Below are 20,395 nucleotides of genomic sequence, written 5' to 3'. Positions count from 1 at the left end.
GGACCCCGTACACACGCTGAATCGGAAGGCACCCTCATGAGCAACAACCTCCCCAAGGTCGCGTGGATCGGGCTCGGCATCATGGGCTCGCCCATGTCCGAGAACCTGATCAAGGCCGGGTACGACGTCACCGGCTACACCCTGGAGCAGGACAAGATCGACCGGCTGGCCGCGGCCGGCGGCACCGGCGCCCCCTCGATCGCCGACGCGGTCCGGGACGCGGACGTCGTCATCACGATGGTGCCCGCGTCCCCGCAGGTCGAGGCGGTCGCCTACGGCCCGGACGGCATCCTGGAGAACGTCCGGCGCGGCACCCTGCTGATCGACATGTCCTCGATCACCCCGCAGACCTCCGTGGACCTGGCGAAGAACGCCGCCGAGAAGGGCGTCCGGGTCCTGGACGCCCCCGTGTCGGGCGGCGAGGCCGGGGCGATCGAGGCCGTGCTGTCCATCATGGTGGGCGGCGAGCAGGCCGACTTCGACACGGCGAAGCCGCTCCTCGAAGCCCTCGGGAAGACCATCGTGCTCTGCGGCCCGCACGGCTCCGGCCAGACGGTGAAGGCCGCCAACCAGCTGATCGTCGCGGTCAACATCCAGGCGTGCGCGGAGGCCGTGGTCTTCCTGGAGAAGTCCGGCGTCGACCTCGGCGCGGCGCTGGACGTCCTGAACGGCGGCCTCGCCGGTTCGACCGTCCTGACCCGCAAGAAGGACAATTTCCTCAACCGGGACTTCGCCCCGGGCTTCCGGATCGACCTGCACCACAAGGACATGGGCATCGTCACCGACGCCGCCCGCACCGTCGGCGCCGCGCTGCCCGTCGGCGGCGTGGTCGCCCAGCTCGTCGCCTCGCTGCGCGCGCAGGGCGACGGCGGCCTGGACCACTCGGCGCTGCTGCGCTCGGTGGAACGCCTCTCGGGCGGGTCCGTCCGGGCCTGACCCGGCCCCGCCCCCACAGACTTCCGGACGGTGCCGGCGCCGACACCTGTCCTGTCGCGCCCAGGCGCCGGCACCGTCCGGAACACCACGCTTCTCCCTCCCCCTCAAGAAATTCAACAAACTGTTGACGTCGGGTTCGGGGCGTATCTACGCTCCTGGAGCCCCCAGGGGGTGTCTCGTCGCAGTTCAGCAGCTCCCGTACGGAAGGTCGCCCCGACACCATGACGCAGCGTGTGCTTACGACCGAGTCCGGCGCCCCGGTCGCCGACAACCAGAACTCCGCCACCGCCGGCGTCGGTGGCCCGATCCTCCTCCAGGACGGCCATCTCCTGGAGAAGCTGGCCCGCTTCAACCGGGAGCGCATCCCGGAGCGCGTGGTGCACGCCCGGGGCTCCGGAGCGTACGGCTACTTCGAGGTGACCGACGACGTCACCGGCTTCACCCGCGCCGACTTCCTCTCCGAGGTGGGCCGCCGCACCGAGACGTTCATCCGCTTCTCCACCGTCGCGGACTCGCTCGGCGGCGCGGACGCGGTCCGCGACCCGCGCGGCTTCGCGCTCAAGTTCTATACGAACGACGGCAATTACGACCTCGTCGGCAACAACACCCCGGTGTTCTTCATCAAGGACCCGATCAAGTTCCCCGACTTCATACACTCGCAGAAGCGCGACCCGTTCACGGGCCGTCAGGAGCCGGACAACGTCTGGGACTTCTGGGCGCACGCGCCGGAGGCGACCCACCAGGTCACCTGGCTGATGGGCGACCGCGGCATACCCGCCTCGTACCGGCACATGAACGGCTACGGCTCGCACACCTACCAGTGGACGAACGCCGAGGGCGAGGCCTTCTTCGTCAAGTACCACTTCAAGACCAACCAGGGCGTTCGCTCGCTCTCCTCCGAGCAGGCCGCCGAACTCGTCGGCAAGGACGCCAGTTCCCACCAGACGGACCTGCTCCAGGCGATCGAGCGGGGCGTCAACCCGTCCTGGACCCTGTACGTCCAGGTCATGCCGGCCGCCGAGGCCGCCGACTACCGCTTCAACCCCTTCGACCTGACCAAGGTGTGGCCGCACGCCGACTACCCCCTCCAGCGGGTCGGCCGGCTGGTCCTGGACCGCAACCCGGACAACGTGTTCGCCGAGGTCGAGCAGGCCGCGTTCTCCCCCAACAACTTCGTGCCCGGCATCGGGCCCTCCCCGGACAAGATGCTCCAGGGCCGCCTCTTCGCCTACGCGGACGCGCACCGCTACCGCCTCGGCGTCAACCACACCCACCTCCCGGTGAACGCCCCGCGCACCGCGACCGTCGACAACTACGGCCGCGACGGCCTCCACGCCACCCGCAACGGCGCCCGCCACGACAAGAACTACGAGCCCAACTCGTACGCGGGCCCCGCCCAGACGGACGCCCCGCACTCCGCCCCGCTCGCCGTCCACGGCTGGACCGGCACCCACGCCGCCCCCGCCCACACCAAGGACGACGACTTCTTCCAGGCCGGCGAGCTGTACCGCCTGATGTCGGACGACGAGAAGTCCCGGCTGATCGCCAACATCGCCGGCGGCCTCTCCCAAGTCACCCGCGACGACGTCATCGAGAAGAACCTGGCCCACTTCCACGCGGCCGACCCCGAGTACGGGGCCCGCGTGGAGGAGGCGGTCCGCGCCCTGCGCGAGGACTGACCTCCCACCCACAGACCCTGCCCGTGCCGACCGCGCCCACCCGGATGAGGGGTTCGCGCACGGCACGGGCAGGACGAGGGGGATCCGCCGGACACCCCCTCGGGCCGCGGCGGCCGGTGCGATACCAGTGCGGTGGTACGGGGCGGCGGCGTTCCGGTTCCTGACCTGAAGGAGCCGGACACCATCCCCTCCCGCACCACCGCCGCGGCCCCTGCCACCTCCCGGAACCAGGGCGTGGAGTACGGATACGGTCCCGTACTCCACGCCCTTTTCCCGTACCCCGGCGACACGGCCCCCGGGGCGGGTGACTCGGCGTCGAAGTCGTGCTTTGCTGACCCGGTTTGACGGACCGAGAGACGCACGGCCCGCGCACAGCAACGCGCGCGGACGCACCGCACGAGGAAAGAGGAAAGCCGACGATGATACCGCCGCTCACCAGAACCCGTTCCTGGTCCCTGCCCCGGTGGTCCGCCGACCCGCGCCCCTCCGCGCCGCGCACCACGCCCGGCAGGCGCGCGGCCGGCGTGCTGCTCGCCGCCACCGCCTGCGTGGCCGCGCTGCTCGTCCCCGCGCAGACCGCCGCCGCGGCGACCGTCCCCACCGGCCCGGTCTTCAACAAGCCGACCGGCACCACCGCCGAGCAGCAGACCATCCGCGCCCAGGTCCGTTCCGTCATCGCGAACGCGGACAGCGGCTCGGTCCTGCGCCTGGCGATGTACCACCTCTGGGACGAGACGGTCGCCAACGACCTCGGCGCCGCGAAGGCCCGGGGCGTCAGCGTCAAGGTCGTCCTCGACGAGAGCACGCTCGACTACCCGGCCTCCTACGACCTCCTCAAGAGCAGCCTCGGCACCAGCACCTCCGCCGCCTCCTGGGTCGCCCTCTGCGCCAAGGGCCGCTCCTGCCTCGGTACGGCCGCCAGCGGCATCAACCACAACAAGTTCCTGCTCGCGAGCAGTGTCGGGGACGGGGCCCAGAAGAACGTCGTCGTCCAACTCACCTCGAACCTGACGCCGTCCAACTACAGCCGCTACTGGAACAGTTCGGTCACCGTCGCCGGCAACACCGCCCTGTACGACGGCTACGTGGACTACTTCACGCGTCTCCCGGCCCAGAACCGCACCGCCTGGTCGTACACGTACGGCAACGCCGGCGACTACAAGTACTACTTCTTCCCCCGCGCGGGCAGCGACAACACCACGGACACCGTCGTCAACGCGATGGACAACATCACCTGCCGCTACACCGACTCCGGCGGCACCGCCCGCCGCACCACCGTCCACGCCGCCATGCTCAAGATCACCCGCCAGGGCGTCGCGGACAAGCTCCGCGCGCTGGCCGGCCAGGGCTGCCTCGTCGACCTCGTCTACAGCGAGACCGACTCCGGCACCTGGACCGCCCTCCACGGCGTCTCCGGCCTCACCAACCGCTGCTACCAGCAGCCCGACGCGGACGACTCCACCGCGCCCAACCGGATCGTCCACTCGAAGAACTGGATGGTCGACGGCATGTACGCCGGCACCGTCCAGAAGGTGATGTTCACCGGCAGCCACAACTGGAGCGGCCCCGCCCTCCGCAACAACGACGAGGCCATGCTCCGCATCACCACCCCGTCCGTCTTCGACGCCTTCGAAGCCAACTTCCAGGCCACCCGCGCCGCCGCCGTCCCCGGCACCAGCGACAACGTGGCGGTCTGCAAGGGCTGACCTCGACCGGCACTTCGTACGAGAGGGGCACCTGCGGATCTTCCGCAGGTGCCCCTCTCGCCGGTCGCGGCGGCTGCCGCCGGGCCCACCGCTCCTGTAGATCCGCTGGCTGCCGGGCAGCGGGTCGTAGCCCACGAGCCGGGTCGGTCCGAACCCGATGTCCGCCTGGCCGTGCGCGTCGACGTGGTCGTCCTCGGCCCGCATGGTAGTGGCGTGCCGCACCTCGGGGGCGAAGCGCCGCAGGTGACCGGGCAAGGAGGCCGGCGCTCCCGCCCGCCGGGCACGCGAGTGTTCTGGTTCTCAGACGCTCGTTCGGGGTCGGTTGATGCCAAGGCGTTCCCAGAGGCCGGCCAGATGCGTGTGCAGGACTTCCTCGGCGTCCTCCGCGGTCAGGTGGCCGATGAGCACATGGGTGGTGAGGCCGTCGGCGAGGGCGAGCAGCGCGTGGGCCTCGTACCGGGGGTCGGGTGGCGTGGCTCCGTTGTCGGCCGAGCCGCTGTCGGTGACCTCTGCGACGAGGCGGACGAGAAGATCCCGGAGGGCCGCGTAGCTGGTTCTCAGCGGGTCGGCGAGCGACTCGCTGACAGCGGCCTGCGCGATGAACGCGAGCCAGATCCGTGCTTCGGCACGGTGTTCCTCGCGGAGCAGGGCGATCTCGTCGGCCGCGTGGCTCAGAGCGGTGGCGGCCGACCGGGCCGGGCTCGCGGTGAGGCGGGTCCTCACACGTTCGGTGAGACGTTCGCCGACGTGGTCGACGGCGAAGAGGAGCATCTCCTCCTTGCTGCGGAAGCAGCGCTGTACGGCGCCCAGCGAGACCTGCGCGCGGGCGGCGACATCACGCATGCTCACCCCCTGCGGCCCGTGTTCGTCGGCGAGGAGGCAGACGGCCTCGGCGATCCGACGGCGTCGGCTTTCGTAGTCCACCTGTTTGGGCATGGTCGAGCAGCCTCCTTATTCCGATACGATCGTATCACTTCTGGGTTAGGGTTCGGCCACCAGCACTTCGGCGTGGGGATGGGAAGCATGATGATCAGGCAGGACGCTCTGTGGGCCATGACGGCCGCCGCTCAGGCGGAGGCGGTCCGAGGCGGGGAGATCTCGGCGGTCGAGCTGGTCGACAGCCACCTGGACCGCATCGCCGAGGTCAACCCGCAGGTCAACGCGGTCACGCAGTTGATGGCCGAGCGAGCCCGCGAGGCCGCGGCACATGCGGACCAGCGGCGGGCGGCGGGCGAAGACCTCGGGCCGCTGGCCGGCGTGCCGTTCACGGTGAAGGAGACCACCGCTGTCGAAGGGGTGCCGACCACACTCGGAACGTCACGCTTCCGCGACCTGGTGGCTCCGGCCGACGCACCCCCCGTGGCCAGGCTCCGCGCGGCGGGAGCCGTCCCGATCGGCCACAGCAACATGCCCACCCTGGTCCTGGCCGGGATGCACACCCGCAGCGAGTTGTTCGGCGACACCGTCAACCCGTGGAACCGCGGCCGGACCCCGGGCGGCAGCAGCGGCGGTGACGGCGTGGCCGTCGCCACCGGCATGGCCGCACTCGGACTCGGAAACGATTCCGGCGGATCCGTTCGGATCCCCGCCTCGTTCTGCGGCGTCACGGGGCTGAAGCCGACCACCGGACGGTTCCCCGCCGACCACCGCCTCCTCGGCCCCGAAGACCCGGGACCGGCCTCACAGATGCTGGTCACCGACGGACCCCTGGCCCGTACCGTCGCCGACCTGCGGCTGGCCTACGAGGCGCTGTCCGGGACCGACCCCCGGGACCCCCGGGCCGTCCCCGTGCCCCTCTACGGCGAACCGCTGCCGGGGCCGCTCAAGGTCGCGGTCGTCGCCGACCCCGGAGGCCACGGCGTCCACCCCACGGTCCGCGGGGCCGTCACAGCGGCAGCGGACGCGTTGCGCGACGCCGGGTACGACATCCGGGAGATCGCGGACGTTCCACGACTGGACGAGGCACTTGAGGCGTACGGCCGGATCACCGCGACCGAATTCGCCCCGACCTGGCCGGCGGTGCGGAAACTGCTCGGCGAGGGCGGAGACCGCTTCATCCAGATGGCCATGGAGAAGACCCCGCCCGCGAACGCCGCCGAGCTCACGAAGCTGATGGGGACCTGGCTCGGCATCCGCCGCTCCTGGGCGGAATTCCTCGACGCGTACCCGCTGCTGCTCGGCCCGGTGTTCACCGAGCCGCCCGTCGAGCCGGGACTGGAGTCCCGCGACGAAGCGGGGCGCGAACGGGTCGCCAACGGCATGCGCCTGTGCACGGTGACCAGCTTTGTGGGCGTACCCGCGGTCGCCGTACCGACCGGCCTCGACGACGGCCTGCCGTCCGGCGTACAGATCATCGGCCGCGCGTTCCGGGAAGACCTGTGCCTGACCGCCGCCCAGGAGATCGAGAACCGCCTCGGCGTGCTCACTCCGATCAGCCCTCGTGCCGAATCCCCGGCTGCCGGACGGTAGGCGGAGCCACTGCGGAAGACAGAGCGCCTCGACCTCAAGGGGCCCGGTCAGGCGAGATGGGCGCGGCGAGCAGCCCTGGCCGTGGGCCGGTCACCACCGCGCCCCGTAGAACGGAGGGCAAGCCGGCAGCATCCCCAACAGCACCACCTTCGCGTACAGCGGGCCGCCGTCGACACCGAGCCGCCGCCCATGGCCGGCGACGCTCGGGTCGACGACGCCGAGCCGAACAGCGGAGGCCGGCCACAGCCCGCGCGCGGCCGCCGCGGTATGCCGCGAATCGACCCACGACTGACGCGGCAACTGAACGGCGCCAGCGTCGGGCTCCTGCGCATCACAGCAGGTAAGGCCACAGGCTGACGCTGTTCCGCTGCACACTGATCTCGACCCACGTTCCATGGACAGCAGTCGATGGCGGCGGGTAGGCGAGGTCGAACAGGATGTGGGTTCCCGCTACTTCCAGCACGGCTCCGCCATCGCCCGTCAGGCCCAGCCGCCCCCGAAAGACGATCCGGCCGTCTTCCTCCTCATCCACCCCGGGTGAAAATGAAGTGGCCGGTCGAGTGTTGCCGCCCCAGGCCACGTCCTCTTCAACGGTCCACTCCACATGATGTTCGCGGCCCACTCCCGTCGGATCGCCGCACCAGAACGCCGCAACGGTCCCCACCTCCGAGCACACCCGAACCGTCGCGCGCCCGTCGGCGTCCTCCCCCACCGCTTCCACTCGGACCAACACCCCGCCATCATCCACGGCAGGCCTGCGTTGCCAGACACTCCCGCCAGGACAGAACGCTCTTTCTAGACGGTCCCGTACGTTGCGGCCGTTCGGGGGTTCGAGCGATTCGGCGAGCAGTTGGGGGTGGGGCGCACTCCGCTCCGAGTTCCGAAAGGAATACCGAGCGCCGCCGAACCGCTCGAACGACAAGCTCATCCCTTGATGAACTCGATGATCTGCGGGGCGATCTTTTTCGGGGCCATGACGACGGCGCCGTGGTTGAGTCCGGGCAGGGTGCGGTGGTCGGCCTGCGGCAGGATCTCGGTGACGGCGAGGGCGGCGCGCCGGAATGCGGCCGGGCTCTTGCCACCGGTCAACACGCGGGTGCGTATGCCCACCCCTTTCCACTCCTCGGCATCGAGCGGCTTGCCTTGCTGGGTATCGCCCATGACCGCGATGTCATAGGGCAGGGTGCCGGCCAGCCTGGTGAGGTCTGCCCACATCTTCGGCATGAGCCTCATGAAGAACACGGCGATGCCGGGCATGCCTTGGACCCTGGTCATGAAGTACGTGACCGCGTCGCTGTGCCGGCCTTCCGCAAGTAGCGCGGTGATCTGCTGCGCGAGATCCTTGGGCGGTCCGTCGTCGCCTTCGGCGACCACGAACGGAGGCTCGTACAGAGCCAGGCGGTCGACGTTCACTCCGGCCGCGGCCGCGCGCAGGGCAAGTACCGCTCCGGAGGACGACCCGAACAGCGACGCCGAACCGCCGACGTGTTCGACCAAGGCGACGATGTCCTCAATCTCGCGGTCAGGGGCGTAATTTTGGCTGTCACCGCTGGCACCCCGCCCGCGCCGGTCGTAGTTGATGACGGTGAAGTGCTGGGCGAGGAGGGCCGCGAGTTTGGTCGTGTCCGAGCGGTCTGCCAATGCCGAGGCGATCAGGACGACGGCCGGCCCGCTGCCCGACTGCTCAAACGCGATCTCGGTGCCGTCGGCGGAGACGACGCGGGCCTCGGCTCCGGCCGCCTGGTCTCGCGCTGTTGCCATGTTTCTCTCTCCGGTTCGTGTAGGGGCCGTACCGCTGGTGTGTGCGTTACAGCCCATAGGACGCCCGCAGCGCAGAGAACTCATCGGTGCGACGGGCGTTCGGTGCCGAAGCCGTCACATTTCGGCGAGGACGGGCTCCCTCACGCAGGATGGGTGGCCTTGGGGCGGCGGTGGCAAGTGGCGGCCTGCCGGCGATGGAAGATCCTCGGCGGCTGCCGTCTCAAGGGCGATGGCGTTCGCCACGCGACCAATCTCGCAGGACAACCCGACGGACCACGCTGGACAATGCCCAGGTGGACTTCGTGATCGACACCCCCTGAGTGGAGGACGCCCCAGCCCTTGCCCACACGCTCCTGGCGGCCTGGCTCCTGGCGTATCCCAACCAGGACGCAGGGATCGACGAGGCATGGATCCGGGCGCAGCGCGGCAATGTGGTCACCGACGAGGGCATCGCCCAGTGGCGCGAGTTCATCGAGGAGGCCGGGCGCCGGCCCGCGCAGCTCTTCTGCCGTGTCGTGCGCCAGGGGGACGAGATCATCGGCTTCCTGTGCGGGCGCCGCGACGAAGCGGTCAGTCTCGGACCGATGTACCTGCTGCCCCGGGCGCAGGGCCGAAGCATCGGACGCGACTTGATGACGCTATTCCTCACCTGGGCCGACGACGCACCCATCCGCCTGTGGGTCACCGCCTACAACGAGCGGGCCATCAGCTTCTACCAGCACTACGGGTTCGAGGACACCGGCGAGCGGCACCTGTGGCGGGACAAGCTGCCGAACCTCCGCATGGCCCGGACCGGCCCGCCGGAACGACGAGAAGACCAGCCCTGATCGGTTGCACTCCGACGCGACGGCCTCGCCCCTGACGGCTTCCCAAACAGCCGCGGCGGGAAGAGACGCCTCTTGAGTCCGCGCTCGAGACCTCGTCATGAAACGATCGATCGGTGACGCACCACGTGGATCGCGCTCGGTCCCTTGAAGAGCTTGAACGCGCCGGCTGCCCGGAACCGTCACCCGACAGCAGTCGTCTTGTCACTACTGCTCACGCCCTGCGGCGTCGACCGATCGGCGAGCTGACCGTCGAGGACATGCGCTTGTTGATCGGACAGCACATGGGCCTGCCCCACCTCCTGCCGCTGGCGCTGGAGGTACTGCGGGAGAACCCGATGGCAGAGGGGCACATGTACGAAGGTGATCTGCTGTCCGCAGTCCTCACCAGGAACCCGGCGATCTGGGCCGAGTTTCCCGAACTCGGCCGAGAACTGAACGAGATCGTCTCGAAGTTGGCTGATCTGCCCCCTGACTTGCAACGGAAGGTTGAGCGCTTCCGGGCTCCGTAGAACACCGCCGCAGGACGTTCCCCGTGGGAGGAACTGCCGGCGTGTCCACGGAACGTCTCGCAGGCCCTGCGCATCGCCGCAAAGGCGCAGAGTTCTCCCAGCGGCTGGGACGTTTCCGCTGGACCGTCGAGCGCACCGTCTCCTGGTTCGCCGGATGCGGCTCACCGCATCCCGGATGGTGTCGGTCAGGGCCGTCCCGGACCCGGACTGACCACACCCGGTCCTCGTCCGGTCCGCCCCCGTGGGCCGGCTCGGTATCCCCACGCTCGTGGAAGGCGGCGGCTTCGCGTACCGCACGGTGCGCGCCACGGACCGGGGACCGCTACAAGCTTGGCACCATCGGTGATGGTCCGCGCGGGCCGTTACCGGGCCCCTGCCACCCCGCTTCTGCGCGCCTGCTTCCTCCGGCGAACTTCGAAGACGCCTGCTGACGTCAGTAGGCGTTCATGTACCAGATCACTCCGCCGAGACATACCGGCAGAGTGAGAGCCATCTGGAGCATCCAGGGAGCATCGGGCCCCTCGTCGTCAGGCTTGCCGGGGTTCTCCGCACGCCACGCCATGAATACGCGCATCGCCTTCCCATGGCCCACGGCACCCAGGCCGATACCCAGCACTGTTCCGCAGTAGACGGGAAGCAGGTCGTGGAGAGGCTGGTCGTACTTGGCGCTGTAGGCCGCGATCGCCAGGAAGCCTGCCACCGGCCCGCACGACACCCAGATCATCTGCCGCCGGTTCACCATCCCCGGGAACATCGCGGCGAGAAACAGAACAGCGCTGATCGCGGCCCAGAGCCACCACAGCGGTGAAGACCTCTCCGGCACCGAGCCCCTTCCATCCGCCGTCGAGATCACGGCCCGACAACCCTCGACCTCCCCCACAAAGGCCGCGCTTTCTGCCGATTCCACAGAGCACGGCTTATGGGATCACCATATCGACCCGTGTGCGAGAACGGCTCACGCCGGGGTCGACACATGTCAAGAGCGCCTACGAGGGGCCGTAGGCGCTCTTGGGGGGGGCAACGGTCCGAGGGTCAGGCGCCCACGAACGGCCTGATCGCCGTGGGCGCGTGACCCGGTTCCGTCGCCAGGTCCTCGAACTCGTTCACCGAGGCGATGTCGGTCCCGCTCATCGCGATGTTCGTGACGCGTTCCAGGATCGCTTCGACCACCACCGGGACGCGGAACTCCGCCGCCAGCTTCTTGGCCTCCTCGAAGGCGGGGAGGAGGGCGTCCGGTTCGGTGACGCGGATGGCCTTGCAGCCCAGGCCCTCGACCACCTTGACGTGGTCGACGCCGTAGACGCCGAGTTCCGGGGAGTTGAGGTTCTCGAACTCCAGGTTGACCTGGAAGTCGATGTCGAAGGTGCGCTGGGCCTGGCGGATGAGGCCGAGGTAGGAGTTGTTGACCAGGACGTGCACGTACGGGATGCGGTGCTGGGCGCCCACCGCCAGTTCCTCCAGCATGAACTGGAAGTCGTAGTCGCCGGAGAGGGCGACGACGGAGCCGTCGGGGTCGGCGGTGGCGACGCCCAGGGCGGCCGGGATGGTCCAGCCGAGGGGGCCCGCCTGGCCGCAGTTGATCCAGTGGCGGGGGCGGTGGACGTGGAGCATCTGGGCGCCGGCGATCTGGGAGAGGCCGATCGTGGTGACGTACCGGGTCTCGGGGCCGAACGCGCGGTTCATCTCCTCGTAGACCCGCTGGGGCTTCAGGGGGACGTCGTCGAAGTGGGTGCGGCGCTGGAGCGTCGCGCGGCGTTCCTGGGTGGCGGCGGCCCAGGTCGCGCGGTCCTTCAGACGGCCGGCCGCCTTCCGTTCGCGTGCGACCTCCACGAACAGTTCGAGGGCCGCCTTCGCGTCGGAGACGATGCCGAGGTCCGGGGCGAAGATCTTGCCGATCTGGGTGGGCGCGATGTCGACGTGGACGAAGGTGCGGCCCTGCGTGTAGACGTCGAGCTTGCCGGTGTGGCGGTTGGCCCAGCGGTTGCCGATGCCGAGGACGAAGTCGGATTCCAGGAAGTTCGCGTTGCCGTAGCGGTGGGAGGTCTGGAGGCCGACCATGCCGGCGTTGAGCGCGTGGTCGTCGGGGAGGGTGCCCCAGCCCATGAGGGTCGGGACGACCGGGACTCCGGTCAGTTCGGCGAACTCCACGAGGAGGTCCGAGGCGTCGGCGTTGATGATGCCGCCGCCGGCGACGAGGAGCGGGCGTTCGGAGGCGTTGAGCAGGTCGAGCGCGCGCTCGATCTGCTTGCGGGACGCGGCGGGCTTGTGGACCGGCAGCGGCTCGTACAGATCGGGGTCGAACTCGATCTCGGTGAGCTGGACGTCGATCGGGAGGTCGATGAGGACCGGGCCGGGGCGGCCCGTGCGCATGAGGTGGAACGCCTGCTGGAAGACGCCGGGGACCTGGGCGGCCTCCAGGACCGTGGTGGCCGCCTTGGTGACCGGGGCGGCGATCGAGGCGATGTCGACGGCCTGGAAGTCCTCCTTGTGGAGGACGGCGGTCGGGGCCTGGCCGGTGATGCAGAGGATCGGGATCGAGTCGGCGATCGCGGAGTAGAGGCCGGTGATCATGTCGGTGCCGGCCGGGCCCGACGTACCGATGCAGACGCCGATGTTCCCCGGGCGGGCCCGGGTGTAGCCCTCCGCCATGTGGGAGGCGCCCTCGACGTGGCGGGCGAGCGTGTGATGAACCCCGCCGGCCGCCTTGAGCGCCGCGTAGAAGGGGTTGATCGCCGCGCCCGGCACACCGAACGCGTTGCTGACGCCCTCGCGCTTGAGGATTTCGACTGCCGCGCGGGCAGCGGTCATTCGAGGCATTGAGTGCTCCTGCTCGGACCTGGGTGGAGTCGGGCTCTGTCGCGCCACCTGAGAGCACCAATTCCGCATCACGGAAGTTTGATTCTGTTATACGGAAGTCAATGTAAAGTCCGTCCGGACGGGCGTCAAGGGAGGGCCCCAGCACCCGGGAGACGGGGACCGGGGCGGCCAAGTGGCTCAACTCCCTGCCCCGGGCCTCGCTCTTGGTGGAGCATGGGGCACGGAGCGGAGCCGCCCCGGACAGCGGGGGCCGGCCGCCTCCGCGTGCCGGAAGGAGCCCGCGGTGGACGAGGGGGAGCAGAGGGAGCACAGCGAACAGGTGGGGGGAGCGGTTCCGGTACGGTGCCCGGCCTGCCGCCGCGACCACGCGTACGTCCCGCCCGCCTACGCCTGCCCCTGCGGCGCCCCGGCCGTCCCGCCCCTGCTGCGCGGCGCGCCCGTCGCCCCGGTCACCCACCGCACCTGGACCGACGACTGGGTGACCGTGCGCTGCCTCGGCTGCGGCCGGCACGACCAGTGGCCGCAGCCCGAACTGTGCTGCCCGTGCGGAGCCGTGCTGCGCCTCCCCGTCCGGCCCGTGGCCGCCCCCGGCCGCCCCTCGGCCGCCTCCGCACCTTCCGGCTCCTCCGGCCCCTCCGGCCCCACCCGGACGGGCGGGACCGACGCCACGGGCCGAACCGGCCCCACGGGCAGGACGAACATCACCGGCCCCTCCCACATCCCGCTCCCCCGCACCGCCCCGGCACCCCGCCCGCCCTTCCGGCCGGTGGCCATCCGCTCCGCGCGGGACGCGGTCGCCGCCGCCGCGCGGTATCTGACGTGGCTGGGCTACCGCGACGTGACCCGGTCCGCCGGGCGCCCGGCCTCACGGATCGATCTGCGGGCGGCCGGGGCGATCGCCCAGGTCGACGCCACCACCCGGCCCAGCACCCGGCGCGATGTCGAGTGCCTGTGGCTCCACGCGCTCAACTCCTCGGTGACCGGGGTGTTCTTCTCGCTCGCGGGGTACGCCCCGGACGCCGGGGAGCGGGCCGACGCACTCGGCGTCCCGCTCTTCACGATGGATCCGACGGGCCGGCCGCACCCGCTCAACGGCCCGGCCGACGATCTGCTCGGCACCGGCCCCTGAGCCGGGCACCCGTCGCCCTGCCGGCGGCCGGCGGGATACTCGGAGCATGCGCATCCGTACCGCGCGCAGCGCGGACCTCCCCCTGCTCCAGGACATCGAACGCGCCGCCGGCGAACCGTTCCGCGCCCTCGGCATGGCGGCCGTGGCCGACGACGCTCCCCCGCCGCTGGATCTGCTGGACGCCTACCGCGCGGACGGCCGCGCCCGGGTGGTCACCGGCGACGACGACCGGCCGCTCGGCTATCTGCTCGTCGACCGGGTCGACGGCTGCGCCCATGTCGAGCAGGTCTCCGTCCATCCGTCGGCCGCGCGGCGCGGTCTGGGCCGCGCGCTCATCGACGACGCCGAACGGTGGGCGGTGCGCGAGGGGCTGGAGGCGCTGACCCTGACCACGTTCAGAGACGTCCCGTGGAACGCCCCGTACTACGCCCGGCTCGGCTTCCGCGTCCTGGACGGGTCCGGTCCCGATCGCCCGGACGGTCGGGGCTCGGCCCGACCGAACGAATCCGGACTCACCGAAGGCCTGCGCGCCATTCGCGCCGCGGAGGTACGGCACGGCCTGGACCGGTGGCCACGGGTCTGCATGCGCCGTGACGTGCCGCAGCTCACAGGAACCGGGCGGCCACACTGAGTGCAATCGGTCACGTTCGAGCCAGGGGGACACATTTGTTCGGTGTGTTGTCAGTGGCGGGCTCTAGAGTGGGCGCATGGTCTTAACTCCACGGCATTCCACCGCTACGGCACCGTCGCACACCGTCTTCCCCGCCCAGCCGGCCCACCCCGCGGCCGTCGAGGCGAACGAGGCGATCCGTGCGCTCGTCGACGCGCGCGCGGGCCGTGAGTGGTCCCCCGTGGAGTCCGCGGCGTACGAGGTCCTGCTGATCGAATGGGCGGCGGCCACGAAGGGCACCGCCGGCGACGTCATGGAAGCCGCCTGACGGCACCCCTCCCTCTTTCTCCGGTTTCCTCTACTTCCCGTAGTTCTCCCGCAGTTCGATCTTCCGGACCTTCCCGCTGACCGTCATCGGGAAGGCGTCCATGATCTGGAGCAGACGCGGAACCTTGTAGTGCGCCAGCTGTTCGCGGCAGAACTCCCGGATCTCGTCCAGCTCCGGCGGATCGGCCGGGTCGACGGGGATGACGCAGGCCAGGACCTCCTCGCCGTACCGCTCGTCCGCCACCCCCACCACCTGCACATCGGCGACCTTGGGGTGGCGGTAGAGGAACTCCTCGATCTCGCGCGGGTACACGTTCTCGCCGCCCCGGATGATCATGTCCTTGATCCGGCCGACGATCTGCACATAGCCGTCCTCGCGCATCACCGCGAGGTCGCCCGTGTGCATCCAGCGCCCGGCGTCGATGGCCTCCGCCGTGCGCTCCGGCTCCTCCCAGTACCCCAGCATCACGCTGTAGCCCCGGGTGCAGAGTTCACCGGACTCGCCGCGCGGCAGCGTCACCCCGGTCACCGGGTCGACGACCTTCACCTCGATGTGCGGCATCACCCGGCCCACGGTCCCGGTGCGGCGCTCCAGATCGTCGTCGCGGCGGGTCTGGGTCGAGACCGGTGAGGTCTCCGTCATCCCGTAGCAGATGGACACCTCGTCCATGTGCATCTCCGCGACGACCCGCTTCATCACCTCGACCGGGCAGGGGGATCCGGCCATGATGCCGGTGCGCAGCGAGGAGAGGTCGTACGAGGAGAAGTCGGGCAGGTTCAGCTCGGCGATGAACATGGTGGGGACGCCGTACAGCGAGGTGCAGCGCTCCTGTTGGACGGCCGAGAGCACCGCGCCCGCCTCGAACGCGGGCGCCGGGATCACGATGCAGGCGCCGTGCGAGGTGATGCCGAGGTTGCCCATGACCATGCCGAAGCAGTGGTAGAAGGGCACGGGCAGACAGACCCGGTCCTGTTCGGTGTAGGCGACCAGTTCCCCCACGAAGAAGCCGTTGTTGAGGATGTTGTGGTGGGAGAGCGTCGCGCCCTTGGGGAATCCGGTGGTGCCCGAGGTGTACTGGATGTTGATCGGGTCGTCGCAGGACAGCCCGGCCTCCCGCTCCGCGAGCTGAGCGGGGCTCACCGCGGGCGCGGCGGCGAGGAGTTCGTCCCAGGACGGGTCTCCGATGTAGTGCACGGCGCGCAGGGCGGGGCAGCCGGAACGGACCTCGTCGACCAGGGCCCGGTAGTCGCTCGTGCGGTGGGAGAGCGAGGCGACGAGAAGCGATATCCCGGCCTGCTTGAGCACGTACTCCAGCTCGTGCGCCCGGTAGGCGGGGTTGATGTTGACCATCACGGCGCCGATGCGGGCGGTCGCGTACTGGACGAGGACCCATTCCGGGCAGTTGATCGCCCAGATCCCGACCCGGTCGCCCTTGGCCACGCCCGACGCCATCAGCGCGCGGGCCAGTTCGTCGACGGCCGCGCCGAACTCCGCGTACGTCCAGCGCCGCCCCGACGGTACGTCGACCAGCGCCTCGCGGCCGGGGTACGCCTCGATCGCGCGGTCGAGGTTGCGCCCGATGGTGTCGCCGAGCAGCGGTGTGGTGCCGGTGCCGTGCGCGTAGGACGGCGGTGGGGAGGCGGTGTCCGCGGTGTGCCGGGCGGTGGACGGCTCGCTCATGCCAGGTCCCCCTCGCTGTACTCGGTGCCCGCGCCCCGGGCCGTGGCCTCGCGCAGTTCGATGCGGCGGATCTTGCCGGAGACGGTCTTGGGCAGATCGGCGAACTCCAGCCGGCGGACCCGCTTGTACGGGGCGAGCACGGCCCGGGAGTGCTCGAAGAGCACCTTCGCGGTGTCCGGTCCGGGCTCCCAGCCCTCGGCGAGGACGATGTACGCCTTCGGGACGGCGAGGCGCACCGGGTCGGGGGCGGGCACGACGGCGGCCTCGGCGACGGCCTCGTGCTCCAGCAGGGCGCTCTCCAGCTCGAACGGCGAGATCTTGTAGTCGGAGGCCTTGAAGACGTCGTCGGCCCGGCCGACGTAGGTGATGTAGCCGTCGGCGTCGCGGGAGCCGATGTCGCCGGTGCGGTAGTAGCCGCCCGCCATGGCCTCGGCGGTGCGGTCCGGGTCGCCGTGGTAGCCCGTCATCAGGCCGACCGGGTGGCCGGACAGATCGAGCGAGATCTCGCCCTCGACCGCGCCGGGCTCCCCGCTGACCGGGTCGAGCAGAACCACCTGGTAGCCGGGGCTGGGACGGCCCATCGAACCGGTCTTCAGGACCTGGCCCGGCGAGTTCGAGACCTGGACGGCGGTCTCCGTCTGGCCGAAGCCGTCGCGGATGGTGACGCCCCAGGCGCGCCGGACCGTCTCGATGACCTCCGGGTTGAGCGGTTCGCCGGCCGCGACGACCTCGCGGGGCGGCGTCTTCAGCTGGGAGAGGTCGGCCTGGATGAGCATGCGCCACACGGTGGGCGGGGCGCAGAAGCTGGTGACGCCGGATCGTTCCATCTCCGCCATCAACCGGCCGGCGTCGAAGCGCGTGTAGTTGAAGATGAAAACGGTCGCCTCGGCGTTCCACGGGGCGAAGAGGTTCGACCAGGCGTGCTTGGCCCAGCCGGGCGAGGAGATGTTGAGGTGGACGTCGCCGGGGCGGAGCCCGATCCAGTACATCGTCGCGAGGTGGCCCACGGGGTAGGAGGCGTGGGTGTGCTCGACGAGCTTGGGGCTGGCGGTGGTGCCCGAGGTGAAGTAGAGCATCAGCGGTTCGTCGGCGTCCGTCTCGCGGTCGGCCGTGAACGTCTCCGGCTGGGCGTCGGCCCCGGTGTAGGAGAGCCAGCCCTCGGTCTCGGCGCCGACGCAGATCCGGGTGTAGTCGCCGGGCACCTCGTCGAACTTCCCGGTGTCCGCGTCCCGGACCAGGACGTGGCGGACCCGGCCGCGGTCGACCCGGTCGCGCAGGTCGACGGGGCCGAGCAGCGGCGTCGCGGGGATGACGACGGCGCGCAGCTTCATGGCGGCCAGCGCGGTCTCCCACAGCTCGACCTGGTTGCCGAGCATCACCAGGATGCGGTCGCCCTCGCGGACGCCCTGGGCGCGGAGCCAGTTCGCCGCCCGGTTGGAGCGGGCGGACATCCGGGCGAAGGACACCTCGGTGCGGTCGCCGTCCTCCTCCACGATGTGCAGGGCGGTGCGGTCGTTGTCCTCGGCGATGACGTCGAACCAGTCGAGCGCCCAGTTGAAGTGCTGGCTGCGGGGCCAGCTGAAGCCCTCGTACGCCGCGGTGTAGTCCTCGCGGTGCTCCAGCAGGAAGTCCCGGGCGGCCCGGAACGTCTCCGTCGCACTGGTTGCCGACATGTGCCCTCCTCGTTGCGGACCCTCGATACGGCCCGGACCGGTCACTTAACATCATGTAAACAGTGACTCAGGTCTCACCACCCCCGAACGGGGGTGGCGGGGGGTGCGAGCCTCCCGGGGCCGGGCGGAGGGACGTCGGCGTGCCGGAATCGGGCGATGCGGTCGAGATGCAAGCGGCGCTGCTGCGGCTGCGCCGGACGAGCGGGCTGCCCGTGGCCTTCGGCGGGCTGCTCTCCGATGCCCGTCACGCCCGGATCGCCGAACTGAACGGGGCGCAGACCGCCGCCCTGCGCGGGCTGGTCATCTCGGCCGGCAGCGGGCTCGGCGGGAAGTCGATCGCGCTCTCGCGGCCGTGCGCGGTCACCGACTACCACTCCTCCCGTCACATCAGCCACGAGTACGACGTGGCGGTGGCCGCGGAGGGGCTGCGCTCGGTGGTCGCCGTCCCCGTCGTGGTGCGCCGCCGGGTCCGGGGCGTGCTGTACGGAGCGCTGCGCGAGCCGCTGACGCTCGGTGACCGCACCTTCGACGCGGCCGTGGCCGCGGCCCGTGACGTGGAGCAGGCGCTCGTCGTCCGCGACGAGGTGCAGACGCTCCTCGCGGCGACCCGGGAGGAGGTCGCCGGGCCCACCGCCTCCCCCGCCGCCTGGGAGGACGTGCGGGAGGCCCACCGCGAACTGCGCGCCCTGGTGCCGAAGGTCGTCGATCCCGCGCTGCGGGACGAGCTGATCGCCGTCTGCGGGCGGCTGGCCTCCGCGTCGGGGACCCGGGTCCCCGGGCAGCGCGACGTCCTGCTCGCGCCCCGCGAGGTCGACGTCCTGGCCTGCGTCGCGACCGGCGCGACCAACGCGGTGGCGGCCGGGCGGCTGGGGCTGCGCCCGGAGACCGTGAAGGGCTACCTCCGCTCCGCAATGCGCAAGCTGGGCGCTCACACCCGTCTGGAGGCCGTCGTCGCGGCCCGGCGGGCCGGGTTGCTGCCGTAGGGCGGACCGCCGGGCCGGAGCGTTCAGACCGTCGTCGTCTCCCGGCGCTCCGCCGGCGCGTCGCCGGATGCCCCGCGGGAGCGGAGCAGATCGGCGAGGGGGCAGTCGGTGACGGCGCAGACGTGGCAGCCGAGGTCGGTGGTGCGGAGCGTGGGCGGGGCCGGGTCGGCGGGGGCGGTACGGGGACGGGGGCCGTGTTCCTCGCGGTAGTCGAGGAGCAGGAGGGCCGAGTCGTCCGCGCAGCCGGTCGCCGAGTGCCGGGGCGCCGCGTGGCGGCAGGCGTCCGCGCGCAGCCGCCGCAGCCCGGCCTCGGCGGTGCCGCCGCGCAGCAGGGCCCCGCGTTCCAGGAGCGGGTAGAAGCGGCCGGCCGCGTCGCGGGTCTCGTCGAGCCCGTCGGTGTGGAAGAGGACCCGGTCCCCGGCGGACAGCACCCGGGTGTGGCGGCCGGGGCGGCACTCGATGAGCCCGTCCAGACCGAGCGGGGTGCCCGGGTGCTCCGGATCGGCCCGCACGGCGTCGCCGGAGGCCGGGACGACGAGCGGTCCGGGGTGGCCGTAGTTCAGGATCCTCATGGTGCCGTCCCAGGTCACCTCGGCCATGACGGCGGTGACGAAGCGCTCGTCGCCGCGCCGCAGGAGCGCGCAGGACAGCTTCACGCCGACGGTGTCGAGCCGGTCCGCGACCGGGGCGCTCTCCCGGAAGGCGGCGAGGACGGCGGCGGCCACGCCGACCGCGTCCAGGCCCTTGCCCTGGACGTCGCCGACCAGGATCCGGACCCCGCCGTCGACCGGGACCACCTCGTAGAAGTCGCCGCCGATGCCGGCCGCCTCGGCCGCCGATTCGTAGCTGGCGGCGATGCGCACCGGGCCACGGTCCACCGGCACGGGGGCCACGATCGTCCGCCGGGCGGCGTCCGCGACGTCGCTCACCGCGGCGAGGCGGCATTCGCCGCGCAGCCGTATGCGGGCGGCGGCAGCGGAGAAGAAGGTGACGAAGGTGATGGCCAGCAGTGAGGAGACTCCCCGGCGCGAGTCGAGCAGCCCTTCGTCGAGTGCGAGCACCGTGGCCAGGGAGGCGGCGAACAGCCCCGTGCCGAGCACCCCGCGCACCGAGGCACGGCAGGCCGCCAGGGCCGGACCGACCGCGTAGAGCGGCAGGAGTCTGACCTCCTCGCCCAGGAGGACGTCCACCAGCGCGACGAGCAGCACGGCCGCGACGCCCCGGCAGTCGAGGTACCGGGCGGTGGGCCACCTCGGCTTGTGCATGGTCGCTGTCTCCTCCCCGGCGG

At 71.0% G+C, this 20,395-nt stretch carries 18 protein-coding genes; 10 read left to right on the top strand and 8 right to left on the bottom strand.

Annotation, left to right across the window (positions count from 1 at the left end):
• Positions 1-36: 36 nt before the first annotated feature.
• The 3 genes from ACFVDM_RS16650 to ACFVDM_RS16640 all read left to right on the top strand — a co-directional run bounded on the left by ACFVDM_RS16650 (position 37) and on the right by ACFVDM_RS16640 (position 4,321).
• Positions 37-936 (top strand): 2-hydroxy-3-oxopropionate reductase, encoded by a 900-nt coding sequence (locus tag ACFVDM_RS16650; RefSeq protein WP_383639460.1) that lies wholly within the window; start codon positions 37-39, stop codon positions 934-936.
• A gap of 221 nt (positions 937-1,157) precedes the next feature.
• On the top strand, positions 1,158-2,615 hold the full coding sequence (locus ACFVDM_RS16645) for a catalase (protein WP_383639457.1): 1,458 nt from the start codon (positions 1,158-1,160) through the stop codon (positions 2,613-2,615).
• A gap of 419 nt (positions 2,616-3,034) precedes the next feature.
• Entirely contained in the window at positions 3,035-4,321 is a 1,287-nt protein-coding gene (locus ACFVDM_RS16640) for a phospholipase D-like domain-containing protein (RefSeq protein WP_383639454.1), read from the top strand.
• A gap of 300 nt (positions 4,322-4,621) precedes the next feature.
• Here the strand turns inward: ACFVDM_RS16640 and ACFVDM_RS16635 are convergent, their stop codons facing one another.
• Complete coding sequence (locus ACFVDM_RS16635) at positions 4,622-5,257, bottom strand: TetR/AcrR family transcriptional regulator (protein WP_383639451.1); 636 nt, start codon at positions 5,255-5,257, stop codon at positions 4,622-4,624.
• A 90-nt stretch (positions 5,258-5,347) separates the two neighbouring features.
• Here ACFVDM_RS16635 and ACFVDM_RS16630 point away from each other — a divergent pair, with 90 nt between their 5' ends.
• Positions 5,348-6,790: an amidase gene (locus tag ACFVDM_RS16630; protein WP_383640123.1), complete on the top strand. Its 1,443-nt coding sequence runs from the start codon at positions 5,348-5,350 to the stop codon at positions 6,788-6,790.
• A gap of 331 nt (positions 6,791-7,121) precedes the next feature.
• Here the strand turns inward: ACFVDM_RS16630 and ACFVDM_RS16625 are convergent, their stop codons facing one another.
• Together ACFVDM_RS16625 and ACFVDM_RS16620 are read right to left on the bottom strand one after the other, a co-directional pair.
• Positions 7,122-7,523 (bottom strand): hypothetical protein, encoded by a 402-nt coding sequence (locus tag ACFVDM_RS16625; RefSeq protein ID WP_383639448.1) that lies wholly within the window; start codon positions 7,521-7,523, stop codon positions 7,122-7,124.
• 191 nt (positions 7,524-7,714) lie between these two features.
• Entirely contained in the window at positions 7,715-8,551 is an 837-nt protein-coding gene (locus ACFVDM_RS16620) for an alpha/beta fold hydrolase (RefSeq protein ID WP_383639445.1), read from the bottom strand.
• 320 nt (positions 8,552-8,871) lie between these two features.
• Here ACFVDM_RS16620 and ACFVDM_RS16615 point away from each other — a divergent pair, with 320 nt between their 5' ends.
• Complete coding sequence (locus ACFVDM_RS16615; RefSeq protein ID WP_383639442.1) at positions 8,872-9,378, top strand: GNAT family N-acetyltransferase; 507 nt, start codon at positions 8,872-8,874, stop codon at positions 9,376-9,378.
• A 113-nt stretch (positions 9,379-9,491) separates the two neighbouring features.
• The gene (locus ACFVDM_RS16610; protein ID WP_383639439.1) at positions 9,492-9,887 is read left to right on the top strand and encodes a contact-dependent growth inhibition system immunity protein; all 396 of its coding nucleotides are present in this window, start codon (positions 9,492-9,494) and stop codon (positions 9,885-9,887) included.
• A 433-nt stretch (positions 9,888-10,320) separates the two neighbouring features.
• Here ACFVDM_RS16610 and ACFVDM_RS16605 read toward each other — a convergent pair whose 3' ends face one another.
• Both ACFVDM_RS16605 and gcl read right to left on the bottom strand, forming a co-directional pair.
• A complete protein-coding gene (locus ACFVDM_RS16605) occupies positions 10,321-10,794 on the bottom strand; it encodes a hypothetical protein (protein ID WP_383639436.1) in 474 nt (157 codons plus the stop codon).
• A 125-nt stretch (positions 10,795-10,919) separates the two neighbouring features.
• Positions 10,920-12,704: a glyoxylate carboligase gene (gcl, locus tag ACFVDM_RS16600; RefSeq protein WP_383639433.1), complete on the bottom strand. Its 1,785-nt coding sequence runs from the start codon at positions 12,702-12,704 to the stop codon at positions 10,920-10,922.
• Between the two features lie 319 nt (positions 12,705-13,023).
• Between gcl and ACFVDM_RS16595 the strand changes: the two genes are divergently transcribed.
• The 3 genes from ACFVDM_RS16595 (at position 13,024) to ACFVDM_RS16585 (ending at position 14,771) form a co-directional block, all read left to right on the top strand.
• The gene (locus ACFVDM_RS16595) at positions 13,024-13,833 is read left to right on the top strand and encodes a hypothetical protein (RefSeq protein WP_383640120.1); all 810 of its coding nucleotides are present in this window, start codon (positions 13,024-13,026) and stop codon (positions 13,831-13,833) included.
• A gap of 46 nt (positions 13,834-13,879) precedes the next feature.
• Positions 13,880-14,464, top strand: coding sequence for a GNAT family N-acetyltransferase (locus ACFVDM_RS16590; protein WP_383639430.1), 585 nt, complete (start codon positions 13,880-13,882; stop codon positions 14,462-14,464).
• A 76-nt stretch (positions 14,465-14,540) separates the two neighbouring features.
• Positions 14,541-14,771, top strand: a complete 231-nt coding sequence (locus tag ACFVDM_RS16585; protein WP_383639427.1) for a hypothetical protein — start codon at positions 14,541-14,543, stop codon at positions 14,769-14,771.
• 30 nt (positions 14,772-14,801) lie between these two features.
• On the opposite strand, the gene ACFVDM_RS16580 is transcribed toward ACFVDM_RS16585, so the two are convergent.
• Both ACFVDM_RS16580 and ACFVDM_RS16575 read right to left on the bottom strand, forming a co-directional pair.
• On the bottom strand, positions 14,802-16,451 hold the full coding sequence (locus ACFVDM_RS16580; RefSeq protein ID WP_383639424.1) for an AMP-binding protein: 1,650 nt from the start codon (positions 16,449-16,451) through the stop codon (positions 14,802-14,804).
• A complete protein-coding gene (locus ACFVDM_RS16575; RefSeq protein WP_383639421.1) occupies positions 16,448-18,124 on the bottom strand; it encodes an AMP-binding protein in 1,677 nt (558 codons plus the stop codon). Before ACFVDM_RS16575 ends, ACFVDM_RS16580 begins: the two co-directional genes overlap by 4 nt.
• A gap of 140 nt (positions 18,125-18,264) precedes the next feature.
• Here ACFVDM_RS16575 and ACFVDM_RS16570 point away from each other — a divergent pair, with 140 nt between their 5' ends.
• Positions 18,265-19,107, top strand: coding sequence for a response regulator transcription factor (locus ACFVDM_RS16570; RefSeq protein WP_383639418.1), 843 nt, complete (start codon positions 18,265-18,267; stop codon positions 19,105-19,107).
• Positions 19,108-19,130: 23 nt separating this feature from the next.
• Here the strand turns inward: ACFVDM_RS16570 and ACFVDM_RS16565 are convergent, their stop codons facing one another.
• Entirely contained in the window at positions 19,131-20,372 is a 1,242-nt protein-coding gene (locus ACFVDM_RS16565) for a PP2C family protein-serine/threonine phosphatase (RefSeq protein WP_383639415.1), read from the bottom strand.
• Positions 20,373-20,395: the final 23 nt, after the last annotated feature.

Source organism: Streptomyces sp. NPDC057682 (assembly GCF_042799575.1).
In the GTDB taxonomy this organism is placed as follows: domain Bacteria; phylum Actinomycetota; class Actinomycetes; order Streptomycetales; family Streptomycetaceae; genus Streptomyces.
Note: the sequence above shows the minus strand (reverse complement) of the source record. Positions and strands in the feature narration are given on the sequence as shown.